This window comes from Agromyces archimandritae, from assembly GCF_018024495.1.
GTDB lineage: Bacteria > Actinomycetota > Actinomycetes > Actinomycetales > Microbacteriaceae > Agromyces > Agromyces archimandritae.
Window position 1 is genome coordinate 3,014,656 of the sequence record NZ_CP071696.1, and the last position, 21,907, is coordinate 3,036,562.

The 21,907-nt window shown below is 70.9% G+C and carries 18 protein-coding genes and 1 pseudogene; 17 read left to right on the top strand and 2 right to left on the bottom strand.

Going from position 1 to position 21,907, the window contains the following annotated elements:
- Positions 1 to 99: 99 nt before the first annotated feature.
- The 9 genes and pseudogenes from G127AT_RS13880 (at position 100) to G127AT_RS13920 (ending at position 11,817) form a co-directional block, all read left to right on the top strand.
- Positions 100 to 2,325, top strand: a complete 2,226-nt coding sequence (locus G127AT_RS13880) for a bifunctional alpha,alpha-trehalose-phosphate synthase (UDP-forming)/trehalose-phosphatase (protein ID WP_210897844.1) — start codon at positions 100 to 102, stop codon at positions 2,323 to 2,325.
- Between the two features lie 64 nt (positions 2,326 to 2,389).
- A complete protein-coding gene (gene ilvD, locus G127AT_RS13885; protein WP_210897846.1) occupies positions 2,390 to 4,084 on the top strand; it encodes a dihydroxy-acid dehydratase in 1,695 nt (564 codons plus the stop codon).
- Positions 4,085 to 4,124: 40 nt separating this feature from the next.
- Entirely contained in the window at positions 4,125 to 5,918 is a 1,794-nt protein-coding gene (locus tag G127AT_RS13890) for an acetolactate synthase large subunit (protein ID WP_210897848.1), read from the top strand.
- A 2-nt stretch (positions 5,919 to 5,920) separates the two neighbouring features.
- Entirely contained in the window at positions 5,921 to 6,430 is a 510-nt protein-coding gene (gene ilvN / locus G127AT_RS13895; RefSeq protein WP_210897850.1) for an acetolactate synthase small subunit, read from the top strand.
- An 81-nt stretch (positions 6,431 to 6,511) separates the two neighbouring features.
- A complete protein-coding gene (ilvC, locus tag G127AT_RS13900) occupies positions 6,512 to 7,540 on the top strand; it encodes a ketol-acid reductoisomerase (protein ID WP_210897852.1) in 1,029 nt (342 codons plus the stop codon).
- 79 nt (positions 7,541 to 7,619) lie between these two features.
- Complete coding sequence (locus G127AT_RS13905) at positions 7,620 to 8,081, top strand: DNA polymerase III subunit gamma/tau (protein WP_210897854.1); 462 nt, start codon at positions 7,620 to 7,622, stop codon at positions 8,079 to 8,081.
- A gap of 10 nt (positions 8,082 to 8,091) precedes the next feature.
- The gene (locus G127AT_RS13910; RefSeq protein ID WP_210897856.1) at positions 8,092 to 8,502 is read left to right on the top strand and encodes a hypothetical protein; all 411 of its coding nucleotides are present in this window, start codon (positions 8,092 to 8,094) and stop codon (positions 8,500 to 8,502) included.
- 155 nt (positions 8,503 to 8,657) lie between these two features.
- Positions 8,658 to 10,247, top strand: a complete 1,590-nt coding sequence (gene serA, locus G127AT_RS13915; RefSeq protein WP_210897857.1) for a phosphoglycerate dehydrogenase — start codon at positions 8,658 to 8,660, stop codon at positions 10,245 to 10,247.
- Between the two features lie 56 nt (positions 10,248 to 10,303).
- A pseudogene (locus G127AT_RS13920) lies at positions 10,304 to 11,817 on the top strand (MFS transporter).
- Positions 11,818 to 11,844: 27 nt separating this feature from the next.
- Here G127AT_RS13920 and G127AT_RS13925 read toward each other — a convergent pair.
- Together G127AT_RS13925 and G127AT_RS16195 are read right to left on the bottom strand one after the other, a co-directional pair.
- Complete coding sequence (locus G127AT_RS13925) at positions 11,845 to 12,483, bottom strand: GntR family transcriptional regulator (protein ID WP_210897859.1); 639 nt, start codon at positions 12,481 to 12,483, stop codon at positions 11,845 to 11,847.
- Between the two features lie 99 nt (positions 12,484 to 12,582).
- Entirely contained in the window at positions 12,583 to 12,801 is a 219-nt protein-coding gene (locus tag G127AT_RS16195; protein WP_244857604.1) for a hypothetical protein, read from the bottom strand.
- A 10-nt stretch (positions 12,802 to 12,811) separates the two neighbouring features.
- Here G127AT_RS16195 and G127AT_RS13930 point away from each other — a divergent pair, with 10 nt between their 5' ends.
- From G127AT_RS13930 to G127AT_RS13965, 8 genes are all read left to right on the top strand, one after another.
- The gene (locus G127AT_RS13930; RefSeq protein ID WP_244857605.1) at positions 12,812 to 13,888 is read left to right on the top strand and encodes an NRAMP family divalent metal transporter; all 1,077 of its coding nucleotides are present in this window, start codon (positions 12,812 to 12,814) and stop codon (positions 13,886 to 13,888) included.
- 4 nt (positions 13,889 to 13,892) lie between these two features.
- The gene (locus tag G127AT_RS13935; RefSeq protein WP_210897863.1) at positions 13,893 to 14,657 is read left to right on the top strand and encodes a LamB/YcsF family protein; all 765 of its coding nucleotides are present in this window, start codon (positions 13,893 to 13,895) and stop codon (positions 14,655 to 14,657) included.
- Between the two features lies 1 nt (position 14,658).
- Complete coding sequence (locus G127AT_RS13940) at positions 14,659 to 15,459, top strand: putative hydro-lyase (RefSeq protein WP_210897865.1); 801 nt, start codon at positions 14,659 to 14,661, stop codon at positions 15,457 to 15,459.
- Positions 15,459 to 17,030 carry a 5-oxoprolinase subunit B/C family protein gene (locus G127AT_RS13945; protein WP_210897867.1) on the top strand — a complete coding sequence of 524 codons (1,572 nt, stop codon included), beginning with the start codon at positions 15,459 to 15,461 and terminating at the stop codon, positions 17,028 to 17,030. Before G127AT_RS13940 ends, G127AT_RS13945 begins: the two co-directional genes overlap by 1 nt.
- Entirely contained in the window at positions 17,027 to 18,742 is a 1,716-nt protein-coding gene (locus tag G127AT_RS13950) for an acetyl/propionyl/methylcrotonyl-CoA carboxylase subunit alpha (protein WP_210897869.1), read from the top strand. Before G127AT_RS13945 ends, G127AT_RS13950 begins: the two co-directional genes overlap by 4 nt.
- A gap of 73 nt (positions 18,743 to 18,815) precedes the next feature.
- Positions 18,816 to 19,901, top strand: a complete 1,086-nt coding sequence (locus tag G127AT_RS13955; RefSeq protein ID WP_210897871.1) for a 3-isopropylmalate dehydrogenase — start codon at positions 18,816 to 18,818, stop codon at positions 19,899 to 19,901.
- Positions 19,898 to 21,004, top strand: a complete 1,107-nt coding sequence (locus G127AT_RS13960; RefSeq protein ID WP_210897873.1) for a branched-chain amino acid aminotransferase — start codon at positions 19,898 to 19,900, stop codon at positions 21,002 to 21,004. Before G127AT_RS13955 ends, G127AT_RS13960 begins: the two co-directional genes overlap by 4 nt.
- A gap of 100 nt (positions 21,005 to 21,104) precedes the next feature.
- Entirely contained in the window at positions 21,105 to 21,881 is a 777-nt protein-coding gene (locus tag G127AT_RS13965; protein ID WP_210897875.1) for a fumarylacetoacetate hydrolase family protein, read from the top strand.
- The last annotated feature ends 26 nt before the right edge of the window (positions 21,882 to 21,907 follow it).

Here is a 21,907-nt window from a genome sequence, read left to right on the forward strand (position 1 = left end):
CAGACCCCCAGTCTACGGGCGCCCCGGGCCCGGCGGGCCGCGCTGCGATAGCCTGAGAGCGAGCATCGCCCCGGTGCATCCACAGGCGGAAGGGACTCCATGACGAAACCCTCGGATGCCGAGGATCTCTACCTCGATGCCGCGTTCGACTTCGTCGTCGTCTCGAACCGGCTCCCGGTCGATTACGTCGTGGATGCCGAGGGAACCCAGGGCTGGCGGAGCTCGCCCGGCGGGCTCGTCACCGCCCTCGAACCGGTGATGCGCGAGGCGGACGGCGCCTGGGTCGGCTGGGCCGGCGTCGCCGACCGGGAGTTCGAGCCCTTCGAGCACGACGGCATCTCGCTCGTGCCGGTGCCGCTGTCGGCCGCCGAGGTCGAGGAGTACTACGAGGGCTTCTCGAACGACACCCTCTGGCCCCTGTACCACGACGTCATCGCCCCGCCCTCGTACCATCGCGAGTGGTGGGATGCCTACGTCCGCGTCAACCGACGCTTCGCGGAGGCGGCGATCCGGGCGGCCAAACGCGATGCCGTCGTGTGGGTGCACGACTACCAGCTGCAGCTCGTCCCGCGCATGCTGCGCGAGGCGCGACCGGATCTCGTCATCGGCTTCTTCGATCACATTCCGTTCCCGGCATACGGGATCTATTCGCAGCTGCCGTGGCGTCGCCAGGTGCTCGACGGCCTGCTCGGCGCCGACGTCATCGGCTTCCAGCGTCAGGCCGATGCGGGCAACTTCGCCCGGGCCGTGCGCCGCGTCTTCGGCTATGCGACGCGCGGATCGGTCATCGACGTCCCCGACGAGAGCGGGGAACTGCGCCGCGTGGTCGCACGCCGCTTCCCGATCTCGATCGACACCGCGTCGTTCGAGGAACTCGCCGCCCGCCCCGAGGTGCGCGAGCGCGCTCGGCAGATCCGCGAGAGCCTCGGCAACCCGAAGACGATCATGCTGGGCGTCGACCGGCTCGACTACACCAAGGGCATCCGCCACCGGCTGAAGGCCTACGGCGAACTCCTTCGCGAGGGGCGCCTCGAGGTCGAAGACGCGATCCTCGTGCAGGTCGCCAGCCCCTCGCGCGAGCGCGTGGAGACCTACCGGCAGCTGCGCGACGAGATCGAGCTCATGGTCGGCCGGCTGAACGGCGACTACTCCACGCTCGGCCACCAGGCCATCGCCTATCTGCACCACGGATATCCGCGCGAAGAGATGGTCGCGCTCTACCTCGCCGCCGACGTCATGCTCGTCACCGCGCTCCGCGACGGCATGAACCTCGTCGCGAAGGAATACGTCGCCAGCCGCATCGACGACGACGGCGCGCTCGTGCTGAGCGAGTTCGCCGGAGCCTCCGACGAACTGCGGCAGGCCGTGCTCGTGAACCCGCACGACATCGAGGGGCTGAAGGACGCGATCGTCGAAGCCGTCCACATGCCGCGCAAGGAGCAGAGCCGGCGGATGCGGGCGCTTCGGCGCCGCGTGCGCGACAACGACGTCGCGAACTGGTCGGCGAGCTACCTGGAGACCCTCACCGGATCCGGCACGATCAGGCCGGGGCTGTCGGAGCAGCTGTCGGCGGTCATCGACCGCTTCGCCGGCGAGGAGCGGCTGCTCGTCGCGCTCGACTTCGACGGAACCCTCGCTCCGCACGTAGACGACCCCGAGGCCGCGCGTGCGCCGAAGGCCGTGCACCGGGCGATCGGGCGTCTCCTGGCCTCGGACGACCTGCGGGTGGCCCTCGTCTCGGGGCGGAGCCTGGAGAGCCTGCGGCACGTGGCCCGCCCCCCGGGCGAGGTGCTGTTGTCGGGTTCCCACGGGGTCGAACTGCAACTCGACGCCGACGCCCCCGTCACGATCGACCTGCTCGACGGCGAGGCCGCCGAGCTCGCCCGGCTGCTCGAGCTGCTCGGCGGGCTCGCCGACCCGGTCGAGGGCGCATTCGTCGAACCGAAGCCGGCCGGCGCCGCCCTGCACACGAGGCTGCTGTCGGCCGGGGAGGGCGCCGTGCTCCAGCGCACGGCGCGCGAACTCGTCGAGGCCGAGCTGCCGGGCCTCACCGTGCGCGGCGGCAAGAACGTGATCGAGTTCGCCGTGCGCACCGCGAGCAAGGGCGACGCCGTCGTGCGCCTGCGCCAGCACACCGGAGCGAGCGCGGTCATGTACGTCGGCGACGACGTCACCGACGAGGATGCGTTCGCCGTGCTCGAAGACGGCGACGTCGGCGTGAAGGTCGGTCAGGGCAAGTCCCTCGCCGGGTTCCGCCTGCGCAGCCCCGACGACGTCCCGGCGCTCCTCGAACGGCTGGCGGAGGCGCGCGGCGCCCGTTCCTGACGAGGTCCGCACGCGGCATCCGCCGCGTCCGCGACGGGTATGCGGAGGGTCTTAGACTCGTCGCATGTCCCCCTACGACCCGAAACCCCGCAGCCGCGTCGTCACCGACGGCATCGAAGCCATGACGAGCCGAGGCATGCTCAGAGCCGTCGGCATGGGGGACGAGGACTGGGACAAGCCCCAGATCGGCATCGCCAGCTCCTGGAACGAGATCACCCCCTGCAACCTCTCGCTCGGCCGCCTCGCGCAGGCCGCGAAGGAGGGTGTGCACGCCGGCGGCGGATACCCGCTGCAGTTCGGCACCGTCTCCGTCTCCGACGGCATCTCGATGGGCCACGAGGGCATGCACTTCTCGCTCGTCTCGCGCGAGGTCATCGCCGACTCCGTCGAGACCGTCATGCAGGCCGAACGCCTCGACGGCTCGGTGCTGCTGGCCGGCTGCGACAAGTCCATCCCGGGGATGCTGATGGCCGCCGCCCGCCTCGACCTCGCCTCGGTCTTCGTGTACGCCGGCTCGATCGCGCCCGGCTGGGTGCGGCTGTCGGACGGCACCGAGAAGGACCTCACGATCATCGACTCCTTCGAGGCGGTCGGCGCGGTCAAGGCCGGCACGATGAGCGAGGCCGACGCCAAGCGCATCGAATGCGCCTTCGCCCCGGGCGAGGGCGCCTGCGGTGGCATGTACACCGCGAACACGATGGCCTCGGTCGCCGAGGCCCTCGGTCTCAGCCTGCCCGGTTCGGCCGCGCCGCCCTCGGCCGACCGCCGCCGCGACTACTTCGCCCACCGCGCCGGCGAGGCGGTCGTGAACATGCTGAAGCAGGGCATCACGGCCAGGCAGATCCTCACCAAGAAGGCGTTCGAGAACGCGATCGCCGTCGGCATGGCCCTCGGCGGTTCGACGAACATCATCCTGCACCTGCTGGCGATCGCGAACGAGGCCGAGGTCGAGCTCACCCTCGACGACTTCAACCGCATCGGCGACAAGGTGCCGCACATCGGCGACCTGAAGCCATTCGGCAAGTACGTCATGAACGACGTCGATCGCCGCGGCGGCCTGCCCGTGCTCATGAAGGCGCTGCTGGATGCCGGCCTCATGCACGGCGATGCGCTCACCGTCACGGGCAAGACCCTCGCCGAGAACCTCGCCGAGATGGAGATCCCGCCGCTGGACGGCGAGGTGCTGCGCACCCTCGACGACCCGATCCACGCCACCGGGGGCCTGACGATCCTGAAGGGCAGCATGGCCCCCGAGGGCGCGGTCGTGAAGACGGCCGGTTTCGACGCCGAGGTCTTCGAGGGCCCGGCGCGCGTGTTCGAGCGCGAGCGGGCGGCGATGGATGCCCTCACGAACGGCGAGATCACGCACGGCGACGTGGTGGTCATCCGCTACGAAGGCCCCAAGGGCGGGCCCGGCATGCGGGAGATGCTCGCCATCACCGCGGCCATCAAGGGCGCCGGCCTCGGAAAAGATGTACTACTCTTGACGGACGGTCGATTCTCAGGCGGCACAACCGGACTGTGCATCGGCCACGTAGCACCCGAGGCGGTCGACGCAGGTCCGATCGCATTCGTGCGCGATGGTGATCTGATACGGGTCGATATCGCCGCTCGCTCGATCGACCTACTGGTCGACGACGCAGAGCTGGTCGCCCGCCGTGACGGCTGGGAACCGCTTCCCCCGCGCTATACCCGAGGCGTTCTCGCGAAGTATGCGAAGCTCGTGCGCTCCGCCGCCGAAGGCGCCGTGACGGGCTGAGCATTCCGCTCCATTCCCGTTTCGCTATCGAAGGAACCGCATGTCCACGGATCCACGTCCTGTGCCGCCCCCGCCGCCCGCCGGCGCCGCCCAGCGGATGACCGGTGCCGAGGCGGTCGTCCGCTCGCTCGAGAAGCTCGGCGTCACCGACGTCTTCGGCATCCCGGGCGGGGCGATCCTGCCCGTCTACGACCCGCTGCTCGACGCCCCCGGCATCCGCCACATCCTCGTCCGCCACGAACAGGGCGCCGGCCACGCCGCCGAGGGCTACGCGGCCACCGGTCGCAGGCTCGGCGTGGCGATCGCCACGAGCGGCCCCGGCGCGACGAACCTCGTCACCGCGATCGCCGACGCCCACATGGACTCGGTGCCGCTGCTGGCGATCACCGGGCAGGTGTTCTCGACCCTGATGGGCACCGACGCCTTCCAGGAGGCCGACATCGTCGGTATCACGATGCCGGTGACGAAGCACTCCTTCCTCGTCAAGCGTGCCGAGGACATCCCCTCGACCATCGCGGCGGCCGCGCATATCGCCTCCACCGGCCGGCCCGGCCCCGTGCTCGTCGACATCACGAAGGACGCCCAGCAGGAGGAGTTCGACTTCCGCTGGCCGCCGAAGGTCGACCTGCCCGGCTACCGGCCCATCACCAAGGCCCACGGCAAGCAGGTGCTGGCCGCGGCGCAGCTCCTCGCCGAAGCGAAGCGCCCCGTGCTCTACGTCGGCGGCGGCGTCATCCGCGCGAAGGCCTCCGACGAACTCCGCGAACTCGCCGAGACGACGAAGGCGCCGGTCGTGACGACCCTCATGGCCCGCGGCGCGTTCCCCGATTCGCACCCGCAGCATCTCGGGATGCCCGGGATGCACGGCACCGTGCCGGCCGTGCTCGCCCTGCAGGAAGCGGACCTCGTCGTCGCCCTCGGCGCCCGCTTCGACGACCGCGTCACCGGCAAGGCGGCCCTGTTCGCGCCGAACGCGAAGATCGTGCACGTCGACATCGACCCCGCCGAGATCTCCAAGATCCGCGTCGCCGATGTTCCGATCGTCGGCGACCTGCACGAGGTGCTCGGCGACCTCACGACCGCCTACCGCGACCAGACCGCCGACGCAGCCCCCGAGCTCACCGAATGGTGGACGAGGCTCGACGGGCTGCGCGGCGAGTTCCCCCTCGGCTTCGCTCCGACGAGCGACGGGCTGCTCGCCCCGCAGCAGGTCATCCAGCGCATCGGCGAACTCACCGGCCCCGAAGGCGTCTACGCCGCCGGCGTCGGCCAGCACCAGATGTGGGCCGCGCAGTTCATCAAATACGAACGGCCGAACGCCTGGCTGAACTCGGGCGGCGCGGGCACCATGGGCTACGCCGTGCCGGCGGCGATGGGCGCGAAGGTCGCCGAACCCGATCGCGTGGTCTGGGCGATCGACGGCGACGGATGCTTCCAGATGACCAATCAGGAGCTCGCGACCTGTGCGATCAACGACATCCCGATCAAGGTCGCCGTCATCAACAACTCCTCGCTCGGCATGGTGCGGCAGTGGCAGACCCTCTTCTACGACGGGCGCTACTCGAACACCGAACTGCAGACCGGGCACGACAGTCGCCGCATCCCCGACTTCGTGAAGCTCGCCGAGGCATACGGCGCCCTCGGCATCCGCGTCACGACCGAGGACGAGATCGACGACGCCATCAAACTCGCCCTCGAGACGAACGACCGGCCCGTCGTCATCGACTTCGTCGTCTCCCGAGACGCCATGGTCTGGCCCATGGTGCCGCAGGGCGTGTCGAACAGTTTCATCCAGTACGCACGCGAGCACGCGCCCGCATTCGAGGAGGAATGACCATGTCGACCCACGTGCTCTCCCTCCTCGTCGAAGACAAGCCGGGCCTGCTCACCCGCGTCGCCGGGCTGTTCGCCCGCCGCGGCTTCAACATCGAATCCCTCGCCGTCGGCCCGACCGAGGTCGCCGGCCTCAGCCGCATCACCGTCGTCGTCGACGTCGACGAGCTGCCGCTCGAACAGGTCACCAAGCAGCTGAACAAACTCATCAACGTCATCAAGATCGTCGAGCTCGACCCGGCGCAGGCCGTGCAACGCGAGCACCTCCTCATCAAGGTGCGCGCCGACAACACGACGCGCTCGCAGGTCATCGAAGCGGTCAACCTCTTCCGGGCCCGCGTCGTGGACGTCGCCACCGACGCCCTCGTCATCGAGGTCACCGGCGACTCCGGCAAAGCGCAGGCCTTCCTCAAGGTGCTCGAGCCCTACGGCATCAAGGAGATCGCGCAGTCGGGCCTGCTCGCCATCGGCCGAGGCGGCAAATCGATCACCGAGCGCGTCTTCAAGAATTGACGGCGGAGCCGTCAAGGTCGAGGAGCGCGAAGCGCGCATCGAGACCCCCGCACACCCCGATCAAGGAGAAAGAACAGCAACATGGCTGAGATCTACTACGACAAGGACGCCGACCTCGCCCTCATCCAGAGCAAGAAGGTCGCCGTCATCGGCTACGGCTCGCAGGGCCACGCGCACGCGCAGAACCTGCGCGACTCGGGCGTCGAGGTCGTCATCGGGCTCAAGGAGGGCTCGAAGTCGAAGGCGAAGGCCGAAGAGGCCGGCTTCGAGGTGAAGTCCGTCGCCGACGCCGCAGCAGGCGCCGACGTCATCGTCATCCTCGCCCCCGACCAGGTGCAGCGCCACATCTACGCCGAATCCATCAAGGACAACCTCGCCGAGGGCAAGACCCTCGTCTTCGGGCACGGCTTCAACATCCGCTTCGGCTACATCGAGGCGCCCGAAGGCGTCGACGTCATCATGGTCGCCCCCAAGGGCCCCGGCCACACCGTGCGCCGCGAGTACGAGGCCGGACGCGGCGTGCCCGTCATCGTCGCCGTCGAGAAGGACGCCTCCGGCCAGGCCTGGCCCCTCGCCCTCTCCTACGCGAAGGCCATCGGCGGCCTCCGCGCCGGCGGCATCAAGACGACCTTCACCGAGGAGACCGAGACCGACCTCTTCGGCGAGCAGGCGGTGCTCTGCGGGGGCGTCTCGCAGCTCGTGCAGTACGGCTTCGAGACCCTCACCGAGGCGGGATACCAGCCGCAGGTCGCCTACTTCGAGGTGCTCCACGAGCTGAAGCTCATCGTCGACCTCATGTGGGAGGGCGGCATCGCCAAGCAGCGCTGGTCGGTCTCCGACACCGCCGAGTACGGCGACTACGTCTCGGGCCCGCGCGTCATCGACCCGCACGTCAAGGAGAACATGCAGGCCGTGCTCGCCGACATCCGCTCGGGGGCTTTCGCCGAGCGTTTCATCGCCGATCAGGACAACGGCGCGAAGGAGTTCCTCGAGCTCCGCGCCAAGGGCGAGGCCCACCCCATCGAGGCCACCGGCCGCGAGCTCCGCAAGCTCTTCGCCTGGAACGCCTCGAACGACGACGATTATGTGGATGGCGAAGTCGCTCGCTGACCCGTCGCCCGCGACACGAAGGCCCTGCATTGCGGTGCGGGGCCTTCGGCGTCGGGGATGCTGCGGATAGGCTGAACGCATGGCAGCCGACACCGACGGGCATGGGCCCGAGGAGGATCGCGACGACGACGCGCTGCGCTGGGCCGGCGACGAGGACGAGCCCCTCGCCCCCGGATGGAAGCGCGTCGGCGAGCCCTCCGTCGTGCCGGCCGGAGAGGCCGCGGCGGATGCCGGAGCCGCCGAGTCGGAGCCGGCACCGCAGACCGGCGCCGTCGAACTCGTCGTCATCGGCATCCTCGGCGGCATCTACCTGCTGTACGTCGTGGGGTGGGCGATCACGGCATCCGGGCCCGCCGTGCTCGTCGGCGACCCCGTCGGCGACTTCATGTACGGCCTCGGCCGGTGGCTGGCCGTCATCGCCCCGGTCGTCTGGTTCCTGACGACCCTGTGGCTGGCCGCGGGCCGGCGCGTACCCCGGCTCGTCTGGCTCGTCGCCGGAGCCGTCGTCCTCGTGCCGCTGCCGTTCCTGATGCGATCGTGAAGGGGAGCCGATGAGCGATCACGAGCCCACGCCCGCCGAGGCGGACTCCGCGACGACGGATGCCGGGGCGACGGATGCCGAGGCGCGGCCGGCGGCGAAGACGCCGCTCTGGCTCGCCGTGGTCATCGCCGTCGTCTTCGCGGTGCTCTACGCCTACGACCTGTGGGAGGCCATCGGCAACCTCGTCGGCCTGAACATCCAAGCCGGCGCTCTCGGCATCTCGCTCAGCGCATACGGGATCGTGCTGCTCATCGTCGGGATCGTCGTACCGGCCCTCGTCTACGGGGCGGCGTTCTGGCTCGCACGCCTGCGCGGCCCCCTCGCGCAGCTCGCGATCTTCTTCACCGGCTGGTGCACCGTGCAGGCCGTCTCGCTCACCATCGGGACCCTGTTCGGCGCCGGCGGCCTCGACTTCGGCTGAGCGCTCCATCCGGCACGGCACCGCCCGCACGGGCGCAGGTCGGTCGCCGCATCGGCGCTCCCGTAGACTGACCGTGTCCCTGGCGCCCCCGACGGTGTGCGGCGCAGTCCGTCATCGCGCGCGTCGCGCGCATCCACCTGCGAAGGACCACTGTCTTGTCGAACCCGGTCGTGCTGATCGCCGAAAAACTCTCGCCCGCGACGGTGGAGGCCCTCGGGCCCGACTTCGAGATCCGCTCGGTCGACGGCACCGATCGCCCCGCCCTGCTCGAGGCCGTCGCCGACGCCGACGCGCTCCTCGTGCGCTCGGCGACGAAGGTCGACGCCGAAGTGCTCGGCGCCGCCAACCGCCTGAAAGTCGTCGCCCGTGCCGGCGTCGGCCTCGACAACGTCGACGTGAAGACGGCCACGAGCGCCGGGGTCATGGTCGTGAACGCCCCCACCTCGAACATCGTCTCGGTCGCCGAGCTCACGATCGGCCAGATGCTGGCCGTGCTCCGGAACATCGCCGCCGCCAGCGCCTCGGTCGCCGCGGGGGAGTGGAAGCGCAGCGCCTACCAGGGCGTCGAACTCTTCGAGAAGACCGTCGGCATCATCGGCCTCGGCCGCATCGGCGCCCTCGTCGCCCAGCGGCTCGCGCCCTTCGGCGTCGAGCTCATCGGCTACGACCCCTACATCACCGCCGCCCGTGCGCAGCAGCTCGGCGTGCAGACCGTCTCGCTCGAGGAGCTCCTCGAGCGCGCCGACGTCATCACGATCCACATGCCGAAGACGCCCGAGACGATCGGCATGATCGCCGCACCGCAGCTGGCGGCGATGAAGGAGACGGCGATCATCGTGAACGCCGCCCGCGGCGGCCTCATCGACGAGGCCGACCTGGCCGAGGCGCTGAACACGGGATCCATCGCCGGTGCCGCGATCGACGTCTACACGAGCGAGCCGCCGACCGAGTCGCCGCTGCGCACCGCGAAGAACATCGTGCTCACCCCGCACCTCGGCGGCTCGACCGACGACGCGCAGGAGAAGGCCGGCGTCTCGGTCGCCCGTTCGGTGCGCCTCGCCCTCGCCGGCGAGCTCGTGCCCGACGCGGTCAACGTCGCCGGCGGCGTCATCGACCCGTACGTGCGCCCCGGCATCCCCCTCACCGAGAAGCTCGGGCAGCTCTTCGCGGGTCTGGCCGACGGCCCGGTGACGAGCCTCGACGTCGAGGTGCGCGGCGAACTCGTCGACTACGACGTCAGCTCGCTGAAGCTCGCCGCCCTGAAGGGCCTGTTCACGAACATCGTGAGCGAGACGGTCTCCTACGTGAACGCGCCGCTGCTCGCCGAACAGCGCGGCGTCGAGGTGCGCCTCATCACCGAGACCGAGTCGGCCGAGTACCGCAACCTCATCACCCTGCGCGGCGCCCTCGCCGACGGTCGGCAGCTGTCGGTGTCGGGCACGCTGACCGGCACGAAGCAGATCGAGAAGCTCGTCGGCATCAACGGCTACGACGTCGAGGTGCCGATCGCCGAGCACCACATCGTCATGCTCTACGCCGACCGCCCCGGCATCGTCGCCGTCTACGGCCGCGAGTTCGGCGAGTCGGGCATCAACATCGCCGGCATGCAGATCGCGCGCCGCGAGGCCGGCGGGCAGGCGCTCAGCGTGCTCACCGTCGACTCGCCGGTGCCCGCCGAGGTCATCGAGCGGGTGCGCGAGGCCATCGACGCCGACGCGATGGTCGAGGTCGACATCACGGAGTGAGGCTCGGGTGCCGACGGTGGATGCCGTCGGCACCCGGCATCCGCCGCCGACGCCGTATGGACGACTCGATCACCGCTCCCGGCCGCGCGAGGCGCTGGTCGGCGCTCGCCGTGCTCATGCTGCCCGTGCTGCTCGTCTCGGTCGACAACACGGTGCTGAGCTTCGCGCTGCCGATGATCGCGCTCGATCTCGCGCCCTCGGCCGCCCAGCAGCTGTGGATCATCGACGCGTACCCGCTCGTGCTCGCGGGCCTGCTCGTCGCGATGGGCAGCCTCGGCGACCGCATCGGCCGCCGCAAGCTGCTGCTCATCGGTTCGACGGCTTCGCCGTGCTCTCGGTCGCGGCGGCGTTCGCACCGAGTGCCGAGGCCCTCATCGCGGCGCGGGCGGGCCTCGGCCTCTTCGGTGCGACGCTCATGCCCTCCACGCTCTCGCTGCTCAGGAGCACGTTCACCGACCGGGAGGAGCGGCGCGTGGCGGTCGCCGTGTGGGCGACGGGCTTCGCCGCCGGCAGCGCCCTCGGCCCGCTCGTCGGCGGTCTGCTGCTCGAGCATTTCCCCTGGGGCAGCGTGTTCCTGCTCGCCGTCCCGGTGCTCGTGCCGCTCCTGGTGCTCGCGCCCGTGCTCATCCCCGAGAGCCGCGATCCGTCGCCCGGGCCGATCGATCCGCTCTCGATCGTGCTGTCGCTCGCGGCGATGACGCCGATCGTGTTCGGCATCAAGCAGATCGCGACCGAAGGGGTCGACGCCGCCGGCGTGCTGTCGATCGTGTTCGGCATCGTGTTCGGCATCTGGTTCGTCAGGCGGCAGCTCGGCCGCGAGACCCCGCTGCTGGATGTGCGCCTGTTCCGCGAGGGCGCATTCGGCGGGGCGGTGCTCGTGAACCTATTCAGCGTCATCGCCCTCGTGGGCTTCCTCTTCTTCGTGTCGCAGCATCTGCAGCTCATCATCGGGCTCGGGCCGGTGGATGCCGGGCTGGCGCTGCTGCCCGGGCTCATCGCGACGATCGTCGCAGGCCTGGCCGTCGTACCCGTCGCCCGGCGGGTGAGCCCGCGCATCGTGGTGCCGATCGGGCTCGCCCTCTCGGCATCCGCCTACGCGCTCATCGCCCTGTTCGCACCGAGCGGGCAACTCATGCCGATCGTGCTGGCCTTCGTCCTGCTCGGGATCGGCGTGGGCTCGGCCGAGACGGTGTCGAACGAGCTCATCCTCTCGGCCGCACCCCCGGCGAAGGCGGGTGCGGCTTCGGCGGTCTCCGAGACGGCGTACGAGCTCGGCGCGGTGCTCGGCACGGCGATCCTCGGCAGCATCCTCACCGCCCACTACCGGGCCGCCATCGAGCTGCCGGCCGGCGTCGATCCGGCGGCCGCGGCCGAGGCGCGGGAGACCCTGGCCGGTGCGGTGACGGCGGCCGAGTCGCTCCCGGCCGACGAGGCGGCCGCGCTCGTCGCCTCGGCGGCGGCCGCATTCGACGGCGGGGTCGTCACGACGAGCCTCATCGGCGTCGGCCTCATGGTCGCCGCCGCGCTCGTCGCCGCGATCGTGGTGCGGAGCCCCCGCGAACCCGCCTGAGCGGGTGCCGGCTCGTCCGCGGCCCCGTCAGTCGCGCCCCATCCTCGCGAAGGCGCCGAGGACCACCCGTTCGGAGACGATGAGGTAGCCCTCCAGCAGTTCGGCGGCCGCATCCGGCCCATCGCCGAGGAGCGTGTCGACGACGGCGCGGTTGCGCCGGACGAACGGCTCGTGCAGCGCGCGGGGGTCGTCGATCTCGAGGAAGACGAGCCGCAGTTCGGCGGCCAGGTCGCGGTAGGTGCGTGCGAGGCGCGGGCTGTCGGCGAGGTCGACGATGGCCTCGTGGAACGCCATGTTCGCGTTCGCGACGGCCTGCCAGTCTTCTTGCGGGAGCTTCTGCTCTGCGGTGGCGAGCGCATCCTGCATCAGGTGCACGGCGGGATGCTCGGGCTCGGACTGCCGCAGTGCGGAACACTCGATGGCCCGGCGCGCGCGGTAGATGTCGATGACGTCGGCGATGTCGGGCGCGGCCACCGATACCCCGCGATTGGGGATGTGTTCGACGAGGCCCTGCTCGGCCAGCACGCGGAACGCTTCGCGCAGCGTGTTGCGGGAGACGGCGAAGTGCTCGGTGAGGGCCGTCTCCGACAGCCGGGAGCCCGGCGCGAATTCCCCGTCGATGATGCTGCGGCGCAGCGCATCCGCCAGCGGTCTCTTCCCGTTCACGCTCTCGATGGTAGAGCGGACGGACGATCGTCTCGAGAATGTCATACGAATGAAACATTTCTGTTGAACAATCAATGCCGAGCTGTCCTACACTGTGTGTCATCCGACACCCACCACCGACGATGGGAACACCATGCCCGAGCAATCCACCCGGACGCCCCAGGACGAGGCGAAACTGAGCGCCGTGAAGAGGCGCATCGGACGCAGCAGCGTCATCGGTGCGATCTTCCTGATGGCGACGAGCGCCATCGGCCCCGGATTCATCACCCAGACGGCCACGTTCACGGCCACGATGGGGGCCTCGTTCGCTTTCGCCATCCTCGTCTCCGTGATCGTCGACATCGCCGTGCAGCTGAACGTGTGGCGGATGATCACGTCCTCCGGCAAGCGGGCGGGCGTGCTCGCGAATGCGGCCATCCCGTTCTCCGGCCACGTCATCGCGGTGCTCGTCATCATCGGCGGGCTGGCCTTCAACATCGGCAACATCGCCGGCGGCGGGCTCGGCCTGAACGCCCTCCTCGGCATCGACGCGAAGATCGGCGGCCTCATCACCGGGGCGCTGGCGATCATCGTCTTCCTCATCAAGAAGGCCGGCCGGGTCATGGACATCGTGCTCATCGTCCTCGGTGTCGGGATGATCGTGATGACCGTCGTCGTCGCGATCATCGCGCAGCCCCCGATCGGCGACGCGCTCCGGCAGACGATCGTGCCCGACGAACTGAACTTCGCCACGATCACGACGATCATCGGCGGCACCGTCGGCGGCTACATCACCTATTCGGGGGCCCACCGCTACCTCGACTCCGGACTGACCGGCCCCGAGCATGCCGGACCGGTCATGCGCGCGGCGACGAACGGCGTCCTCATCACCGGAGTGATGCGCTACGTGCTGTTCCTCGCGATCCTCGGCGTCGTCGCATCCGGCGTCGTCCTGGACACCACGAGCGCGACGGCCAACCCGGCGGCGCAGGCCTTCGGCGCCGTGCTCGGCGGGACGGGCCTTCGCGTCTTCGGCGCCATCCTGTGGGCCGCGGCCCTGTCCTCGGTGATCGGTGCGGCGTACACCTCGGCGACGTTCCTATCGACCTTCACGAAGAAGATCGCCCGCGGCTGGGCCCTGCAGCTGGCGGTCATCGCGTTCATCGTCGTCTCGCTCATCGTCTACCTGCTGATCGGCACCGCTCCGGCCGCGATCCTGGTGTTCGTCGGCGGGTTCAACGGGCTGATCCTGCCGGTCGGCCTGACCGTGTTCATGTACATCGGCTGGTTCCGCCGCGATCTGCTCGGCTCGCGCAAGTACCCGACGTGGCTGCTGGTCGCGGGCACCCTGGTGACCCTCCTCACCTGGTACATGGGCATCGTCTCGGTCGGCCCCATCTTCGCGTTCCTCGGAGTCGGGGCCTGATACATTGACGACCATCGACCTGAACTCCGACCTCGGCGAGAACGTCCCCGACCGCGTCGTGAGCGACGATGAGAGCATGCTGCGCATCGTCACGAGCGCGAACGTCTCCTCGGGATTCCACGCCGGCAGCCCCGAGGGCATCCGCGAGACGCTGGCGGCCGCGGTCCGCGGGGGCGTCGTCATCGGCGCCCACCCCGGGTACCGCGACTACGCGAACTTCGGGCGGACGAACGTCGACATCGACTCGGCGACGCTTCAGGCGCACGTCGAATACCAGCTGGGCGCGCTCATGGGGCTCGCTTCGGCGGTCGGGGGGAAGGTGGCGTATGTGAAGCCCCACGGTGCCCTGTACAACACCATCGCGCGCGACGAACGGCAGGCGAAGGACGTCGTGGCCGCGATTCGCGCCGTCGACCCCGGCCTCGTGCTGCTCGGCCTGTCCGGCGGAGTGGTGCTGGACGTGGCGGAGCGGGCCGGCCTCCGCACGGCCGCCGAGGCGTTCGCAGACCGGGCCTACCAGCCCGACGGGCAGCTCGTCTCGCGCTCGCAGGAGGGTGCGGTGCTGCACGACCCCACCGCCGTGGCGGAGCGGATGGTGCGGCTGGCCTCGGAGGGCGTGATCCGGGCGATCGACGGCACCGATGTGCCCGTCGCGGCCCAGTCCATCTGCGTGCACGGCGACAGCGCGGGCTCGATCGCCATGGCGGCCGAGACCAAGCGGCTGCTGCAGGCGGCGGGCATCGAGATCGCCCCGTTCGCGAGGGCGTGAGATGAGCGTGGAAGCCACCCCGTCGCAGCTCGCCGACGCTCGCCGGGCGCGGGCCGCGCACCGTGCCGGCGAGTCGGCCCCGACCAGCGGTGTCGCGCCCGGGCTCACGCAGGCGAACCTCATCGCGGTGCCGGCCGACTGGGCGTTCGAGACGCTCCTGTACGCGCAACGGAATCCGAAGCCGTGCCCGGTGCTCGAGGTGATCGAGCGGGGGCGGACCGAGTCGGCCCTCGCGCCGGGCAGCGACATCCGCACCGATATCGGCCGGTACCGCGTCTGGCGCGACGGCGAGCTCGCGGAGGAGACGAGCGACGCGCGAGGGGCGTGGGCGGAGCATCCCGACCTCGTCGCCTTCCTCATCGGGTGCAGTTTCACGTTCGAGACGGGGCTGGCGGATGCCGGCATCCCGATCCGCCACCAGGAGCTCGGCCGTAACGTGCCGATGTACCGCACGAACGTCGCGTGCGCGCCCGCGGGGCGCCTGCGCGGCGAGATGGTGGTCTCGATGCGGCCGATCCCGGCCGGCAGGGTCGCGGACGCCGTCCGCATCTCGGGCCGCACGCCGGCCGTGCACGGTGCGCCGGTGCATGTCGGCGACCCCGCCTCGCTCGGCATCATCGATCTGCAGACGCCGGACTTCGGCGATGCACCGGAGGTGCGCGAGGGCGAGATCCCCGTGTTCTGGGCGTGCGGCGTCACACCGCAGGCGGCGATCATGGCCTCGCGGCCGCCGTTCGCGGTGACGCACGCCCCCGGGTACATGTTCGTGACCGACGTTCCGGATGCGGAGTACCTCGTTTGATGCGGATCCTCACGGCCTCCGACCGTGCTCTGCTCGTCGAGGCGGCCGACCTCGACGAGGCGATGCGGCTCAACCTCGCCTGGGACGGCGTCCCCGGCGTCATCGAACGCATCCCGGGCGCGCGGACGGTGCTGGTGCGATTCGACCCGGTGCGCACCTCGGCGGCGGAGCTCGCGGCGGCGCTGGAGGCGAGCGATGCGGATGCCGCCCACGTGCATGCGACGGGTGAGGCCGTGGTGCCCGTCAGCTACGACGGCGAGGATCTGCTCGAGGCCGCGAGCCTCGTCGGCGTCTCGCCGGAGGAGCTCGTGCGCCGGCACCTGGCCGCGCACTGGCAGGTGGCCTTCTCCGGCTTCGCGCCGGGATTCGGGTACCTCGTCGGTGACGATCCGCTGTTCGACATGCCCCGCCGCTCGTCGCCGCGCACGCGCGTTCCGGCCGGTTCGGTGGCCCTCGCCGGCCAGTTCACCGGCGTATACCCGCGTGAGACCCCGGGCGGCTGGCAGCTCATCGGGCGCACGGATGCGGTGATGTGGGACACCGGTCGGGATCCGGCGGCGCTGCTGTCGCCGGGCATGCGGGTGCGGTTCGAGCCGGCGGCGCGGGATGCCGTAGCCGTCGCCGAGGCCGCCGCCCCGACCGCGCCCGGCGCCCGGCCGCCCGAACCGACCGGCCGAAGCGTCGAGATCGTCAGGCCGGGGCTGCAGACCCTCGTGCAGGACGCCGGGAGGCCGGGCCATGCGGCGCTCGGCGTGTCCGCATCCGGTGCGGCGGACCGGGTCGCCCTGCGCGATGCGAACCGCGCAGTGGGCAACGAAACGGATGCGGCCGTGCTGGAGATCGTGGGCGGGGCGGTGCTCCGTTTCCACGGCGAGGGCGCGGCCGCCGTCACCGGTGCGATCGGCGCGGCGACCCTCGTCGACGCGGCGGGGAACGAGCGGCCGGTCGGGCACGGCGTGCCCTTCGCGACGGTCGAGGGCGACGAGCTGCGCCTCGGCCACCCCGCCCGCGGCGTCCGGTACACGGTCGCGATGCGCGGCGGTCTGATCGCCCCGACCGTGCTGGGGAGCCGGGCGAGCGACACCCTCGCGGGTCTCGGGCCCGATCCGCTGACCGCCGGGTCGATCGTGTCCGTCGGCACCGCCGCCCCGAGGGCGGTGGATCCCGCTCCCATCGCCCGGCTCCTTCCGGCACCTGGCGACCTCGTCGAGCTGGACATCACGATCGGCCCGCGCGACGACTGGTTCACGGCATCTGCCCTCGACACCCTCACCTCCCAGGAGTGGGAGGTGACGACCCGCTCCGACCGGGTCGGCATCCGGCTCCACGGCCAGCAGCCGCTCGAGCGCGCGCTCGCGGGCGAACTGCCGAGCGAGGGTGCGGTCACCGGTGCCGTCCAGGTACCGTCCGACGGGCAGCCGGTGCTCTTCCTCCCGGATCACCCGCTCACCGGCGGGTACCCGATCATCGGCGCGCTCACCGACGCGGCCCTCGACCTCGCGGCCCAGGTGCCTCCGGGCGCCCGCATCCGCTTCCGCATCGCGGGCATCGAACACGAAGGACGTCCATGAAGAAAGTGCTCATCGCCAACCGGGGCGAGATCGCGGTCCGGGTGATCCGCGCGTGCGCGGAGGCCGGGTACGGTTCGGTGGCGGTCTACGCCGACCAGGATGCCGATGCGCTGCATGTGCGGCTCGCCGACGAGGCGTTCGGTCTCGGCGGCACGACGAGCGCCGACACCTACCTGTCGATCCCGGCGCTGCTCGCGGCCGCGAAGGCATCCGGGGCCGACGCGGTGCACCCCGGCTACGGGTTCCTCTCCGAGAGCGCGGACTTCGCCCGTGCCGTCGAGGAGGCGGGCCTCGTCTGGATCGGGCCGACGCCGGAGACGATCGACGCCCTCGGCGACAAGATGACGGCCCGACGCATCGCTCAGCAGGTCGGGGCGCCGCTGGCCGCCGGCACCGACCGGCCGCTCTCGGGGCCGGCCGAGGCGGTCGCGTTCGCGGAGGAGCACGGCCTGCCCATCGCGATCAAGGCGGCGTTCGGCGGCGGCGGCCGGGGGCTGAAGGTCGTCCGCGAGCTCGATGCCGTGGCGGAGGCGTTCGAGGCGGCCACCCGCGAGGCCGTCGCCGCCTTCGGGCGCGGCGAGTGCTTCGTCGAACGCTTCCTGGAACGCCCGCGACACGTCGAGGCGCAGGTGCTGGGCGACGGGCGCGGCAACGTCCTCGTCGTCGGCGACCGGGACTGTTCGATGCAGCGCCGCAATCAGAAGCTCATCGAGGAGGCGCCGGCGCCCGGCCTGAGCCGCGAGCAGCGCGAGCGGATCCACGAGGCCGCCCGCAGGATCTGCGCGGAGGTGGACTACCGCGGGGCCGGCACGGTCGAGTTCCTGCTCGCCGCCGACGGCACGATCTCCTTCCTCGAGGTGAACACCCGCCTGCAGGTCGAGCATCCCGTGACCGAGGAGGTCACCGGCGTCGACCTCGTGCGCGAGCAGTTCCGGATCGCGGAGGGGAAGGGCATCTCGTTCCGGCAGACGCCCGAGCCGCACGGCCACGCCTTCGAGTTCCGCATCAACGCCGAGGACCCCGGGCGCGGATTCCTGCCGAGCCCCGGAACCGTCGACGCGCTGCGGGTGCCCGGCGGCCCCGGCATCCGCTGGGACAGCGGCATCGAGGCCGGCGATACGGTCCAGCCCGCCTTCGACTCCATGATCGCCAAGCTCGTCGTCCACGCGGACGACCGGGACGCCGCCCTCGTGCGCGCCCGTCGCGCCCTGCGGGAGCTGAGCGTCACCGGCCCCGCGACCGTCATCGGGTTCGACCGTCTCGCCATCGAGCAGGAGGAGTTCTCCACGGCCGGGTTCGCCGCGCACACGCAGTGGATCGAAACCGCGCTGATGCCCCGCCTCGAGCCGCAGCTGCGACCCGCGCCGGTGCCGGATTCGACCCTCGAGCGCATCCCCGTCGAGATCGACGGGCGCCGGGTCGTGCTCGGCCTGCCGACGAGTCTGCTCCGCGGGTTCGCAGGGGCGGCGGATGCCGGGCCCGCCCGGGCATCCACCGCGGATCCCGCCGAGCTCCGCTCGCCCATCCCGGGTGCGCTGGTGCGATGGAGCGCGGAAGACGGCGCGGAGGTCGACGCCGGGCAGCTCGTCGCGGTGATCGACGCCATGAAGATGGAAACGCGGATCACGGCGCATCGCGCCGGCACGCTCACGCATCTCGCGCGGATCGGCGCGATGATCGCGGCCGATGAGGTCATCGGGCGGGTCGAGTGAGGCGGGCCGTCGGCTGAGCCCCCGCGTCCGGTACGGCGACTACGCTGGAAGGATCGACGGAGAAGGAGTGCGCATGGGCAGGACGGTCAGACTCGCGGTCGTTCCGGGTGACGGGATCGGCCCCGAGGTCGTCGCAGAGGGCTTGAAGGTGCTCCGCGCCGTGACCGCCGATTCCGACGTCGCCTTCGAGGAGACGCTCTTCTCGCTCGGCGCCGCCCGCTACCTCGAAACCGGCGATGTGCTGACGGATGCCGACCTCGCCGCCGTCAAGGAGCACGACGCGATCGTGCTCGGCGCCGTGGGCGGCGTGCCCGGCGACCCGCGCCTGGCGGGCGCGAACATCGAGCGCGGCCTGCTGCTGAAGCTCCGCTTCGAGCTCGACCACTACGTGAACCTGCGCCCGACCACCCTCTACCCGGGGGTCGCGAGCCCGCTGGCCGATCCCGGCGAGGTCGACTTCGTCGTCGTCCGCGAGGGCACCGAGGGGCCCTACGTCGGCAACGGCGGAGCCATCCGCGCCGGCACGCCGCACGAGGTCGCCAACGAGGTGTCGGTGAACACCGCCTACGGGGTCGAACGCGTCGTGCGCTACGCGTTCGCCCAGGCATCCGCCCGCCGAGGCCGCCTCACCCTCGTGCACAAGACGAACGTGCTCGTCTTCGCCGGCTCGCTGTGGAAGCGGACGGTGGATGCCGTGGCCGCCGAGTTCCCGGGCGTCGCCGTCGACTACCTCCATGTCGACGCGGCGACGATCTTCCTCGTCGCCGACCCTGGTAGATTCGATGTCATCGTCACGGACAACCTCTTCGGCGACATCCTCACCGATCTGGCCGGCGCGATCAGCGGCGGCATCGGTCTCGCGGCATCGGGCAACATCAACCCCGAGGGCCGATTCCCCAGCATGTTCGAGCCGGTCCACGGTTCCGCACCCGACATCGCCGGGAAGGGCATCGCCGACCCCACGGCGGCGATCCTGTCGATCGCGATCATGCTCGACCACCTCGGGCTCGCGACCGAAGCCGGCCGCATCCGCGACGCGGTCACCGTCGATCTCGCCGAGCGGGGCGACGCACGCCGATCCACCGCCGAGGTCGGCGACGCGATCGCCGCCCGACTCGATCAGGCGACCCGGATCCCCAAGGAAGAAGTACAACTATGACCATCCCGCTCCCGCTCGCCACGCCGGATCTCATCTGGCAGGTCACGCGCAACGAGCACGCGAAGCCCGCCGAGGAACGCGAGGCGATCCTCGCCGACCCCGGGTTCGGCAACCACTTCACCGACCACATGGTGGACCTGTGCTGGAGCGAACGCGGCGGCTGGCACCGCCCGCGCGTCTCGCCGTACGGCCCCATCCAGCTCGACCCCGCCGCCGCCGTGCTGCACTACGCGCAGGAGGTCTTCGAGGGCCTGAAGGCGTACCGTCACGCCGATGGCGGCATCTGGACGTTCCGGCCGTACGAGAATGCGGCGCGGATGCAGCGCTCGGCGCACCGCATGGCGCTGCCCGAGCTGCCGGTCGAACACTTCATCGAGTCGCTCAAGCAGCTCATCGCCGTCGACGCCGACTGGGTGCCCACGGCTGCCGAGACGAGCCTGTACCTGCGGCCCTTCATGTTCGCCAAGGAGGCCTTCCTCGGCGTCCGCCCGGCGAAGAAGGCCGCGTACTACCTCATCGCGAGCCCGGCCGGAGCCTACTTCCCGGGCGGCGTGCAGCCGGTGAACATCTGGCTGTCGACCGAGTACGCGCGTGCAGGCAAGGGCGGCACGGGTGCGGCGAAGGCCGGCGGCAACTACGCGTCGAGCCTGCTGCCGCAGGCCGAGGCGTACGAGAAGGGCTGCGAGCAGGTGCTCTTCCTCAACGAGGACGGCTACCTCGAAGAGCTCGGCGGCATGAACATCGTGCTCGTGAAGGCCGACGGCACCCTGCTCACCCCCGACTCCCCGTCGATCCTCGAGGGCGTCACGCGCGAGTCGATCCTGCAGCTGGCCGCCGACCGCGGCCACGCGGTCGAGCAGCGCAGGATCACGATGCAGGAATGGCGCGAAGGCGCCGAGTCGGGCGAGATCGTCGGTGCGTTCGCCTGCGGTACCGCCGCCGTCGTCGTGCCGATCGGCCGTCTGCTTGCCGAGGACTTCGAGATCCGCCCGGTCGGCGAGGAGAGCGAGCGGCTCGCACTCTCGCTGCGGGACGAGCTCACCGGCATCCAGTACGGCCGTATCGAAGACCGCCACGGCTGGATGATGCGACTCGACGCGTGAGCGCGGGCATCCGCCCGTTCTCCGAACGTCTCGGTACGCGCGCGACCACGCCGTGGGCATGGGCAAGCGTCTGATCGCCGATACGCCGTAGGCTTGCCTCATGAAGGTGGCCAGGTTCAGTCGCGGCGAGGGCGTGCTCGCCTTCGGCATCGTCGATGAAGAAGAGCACGAGCTCGTCGTCCTGTCGGGCGACCCCATGTATGCGGGCTACGACCCGACGGGGGAGCGCGTGCCGCTCTCGGACGCGAAACTGCTCGCGCCCGTCATCCCGCGCTCGAAGGTCGTCGCGGTCGGCAAGAACTACCGCGAGCACGCCGCCGAGATGGGCGGCGAGGCCCCGGCCGAACCGCTGCTGTTCCTGAAGCCGAACACCTCGGTGATCGGCCCCGGCGACCCGATCGTGCTGCCGCATCAGAGCGAACGGGTCGAGTTCGAGGGCGAGCTGGCGGTCGTGATCGGCGGCATCGCCCGGAACGTCCCCGAGGACGACGCCGACCGCGTGATCTTCGGCTACACGATCGCCAACGATGTGACGGCGCGGGATCTGCAGCGCCGCGACGGGCAGTGGACCCGGGCGAAGGGCTTCGACACCTTCTGCCCGCTCGGGCCCGTCATCGAGACCGAGTACGACGTCGTCGCCGGCGAGATCGAGACGAGCGTGAACGGCGAGCGCAAGCAGGCCGGCGCCTTCGGCGACATGGTGCACCCGATCGCCTCGATCGTCGCGTACGCGTCGAGCGTGTTCACGCTGCTGCCGGGTGATGTGATCCTCACCGGCACGCCCGCCGGCGTCGGCCCGATCGTCGCCGGCGACACGGTCGAGGTGAGCGTCTCGGGGCTCGGCACGCTTGCGAACCCGGTGGTCGCGGCGCCGTAACGGGTCGCGGCGCGCCGGGGCATCCA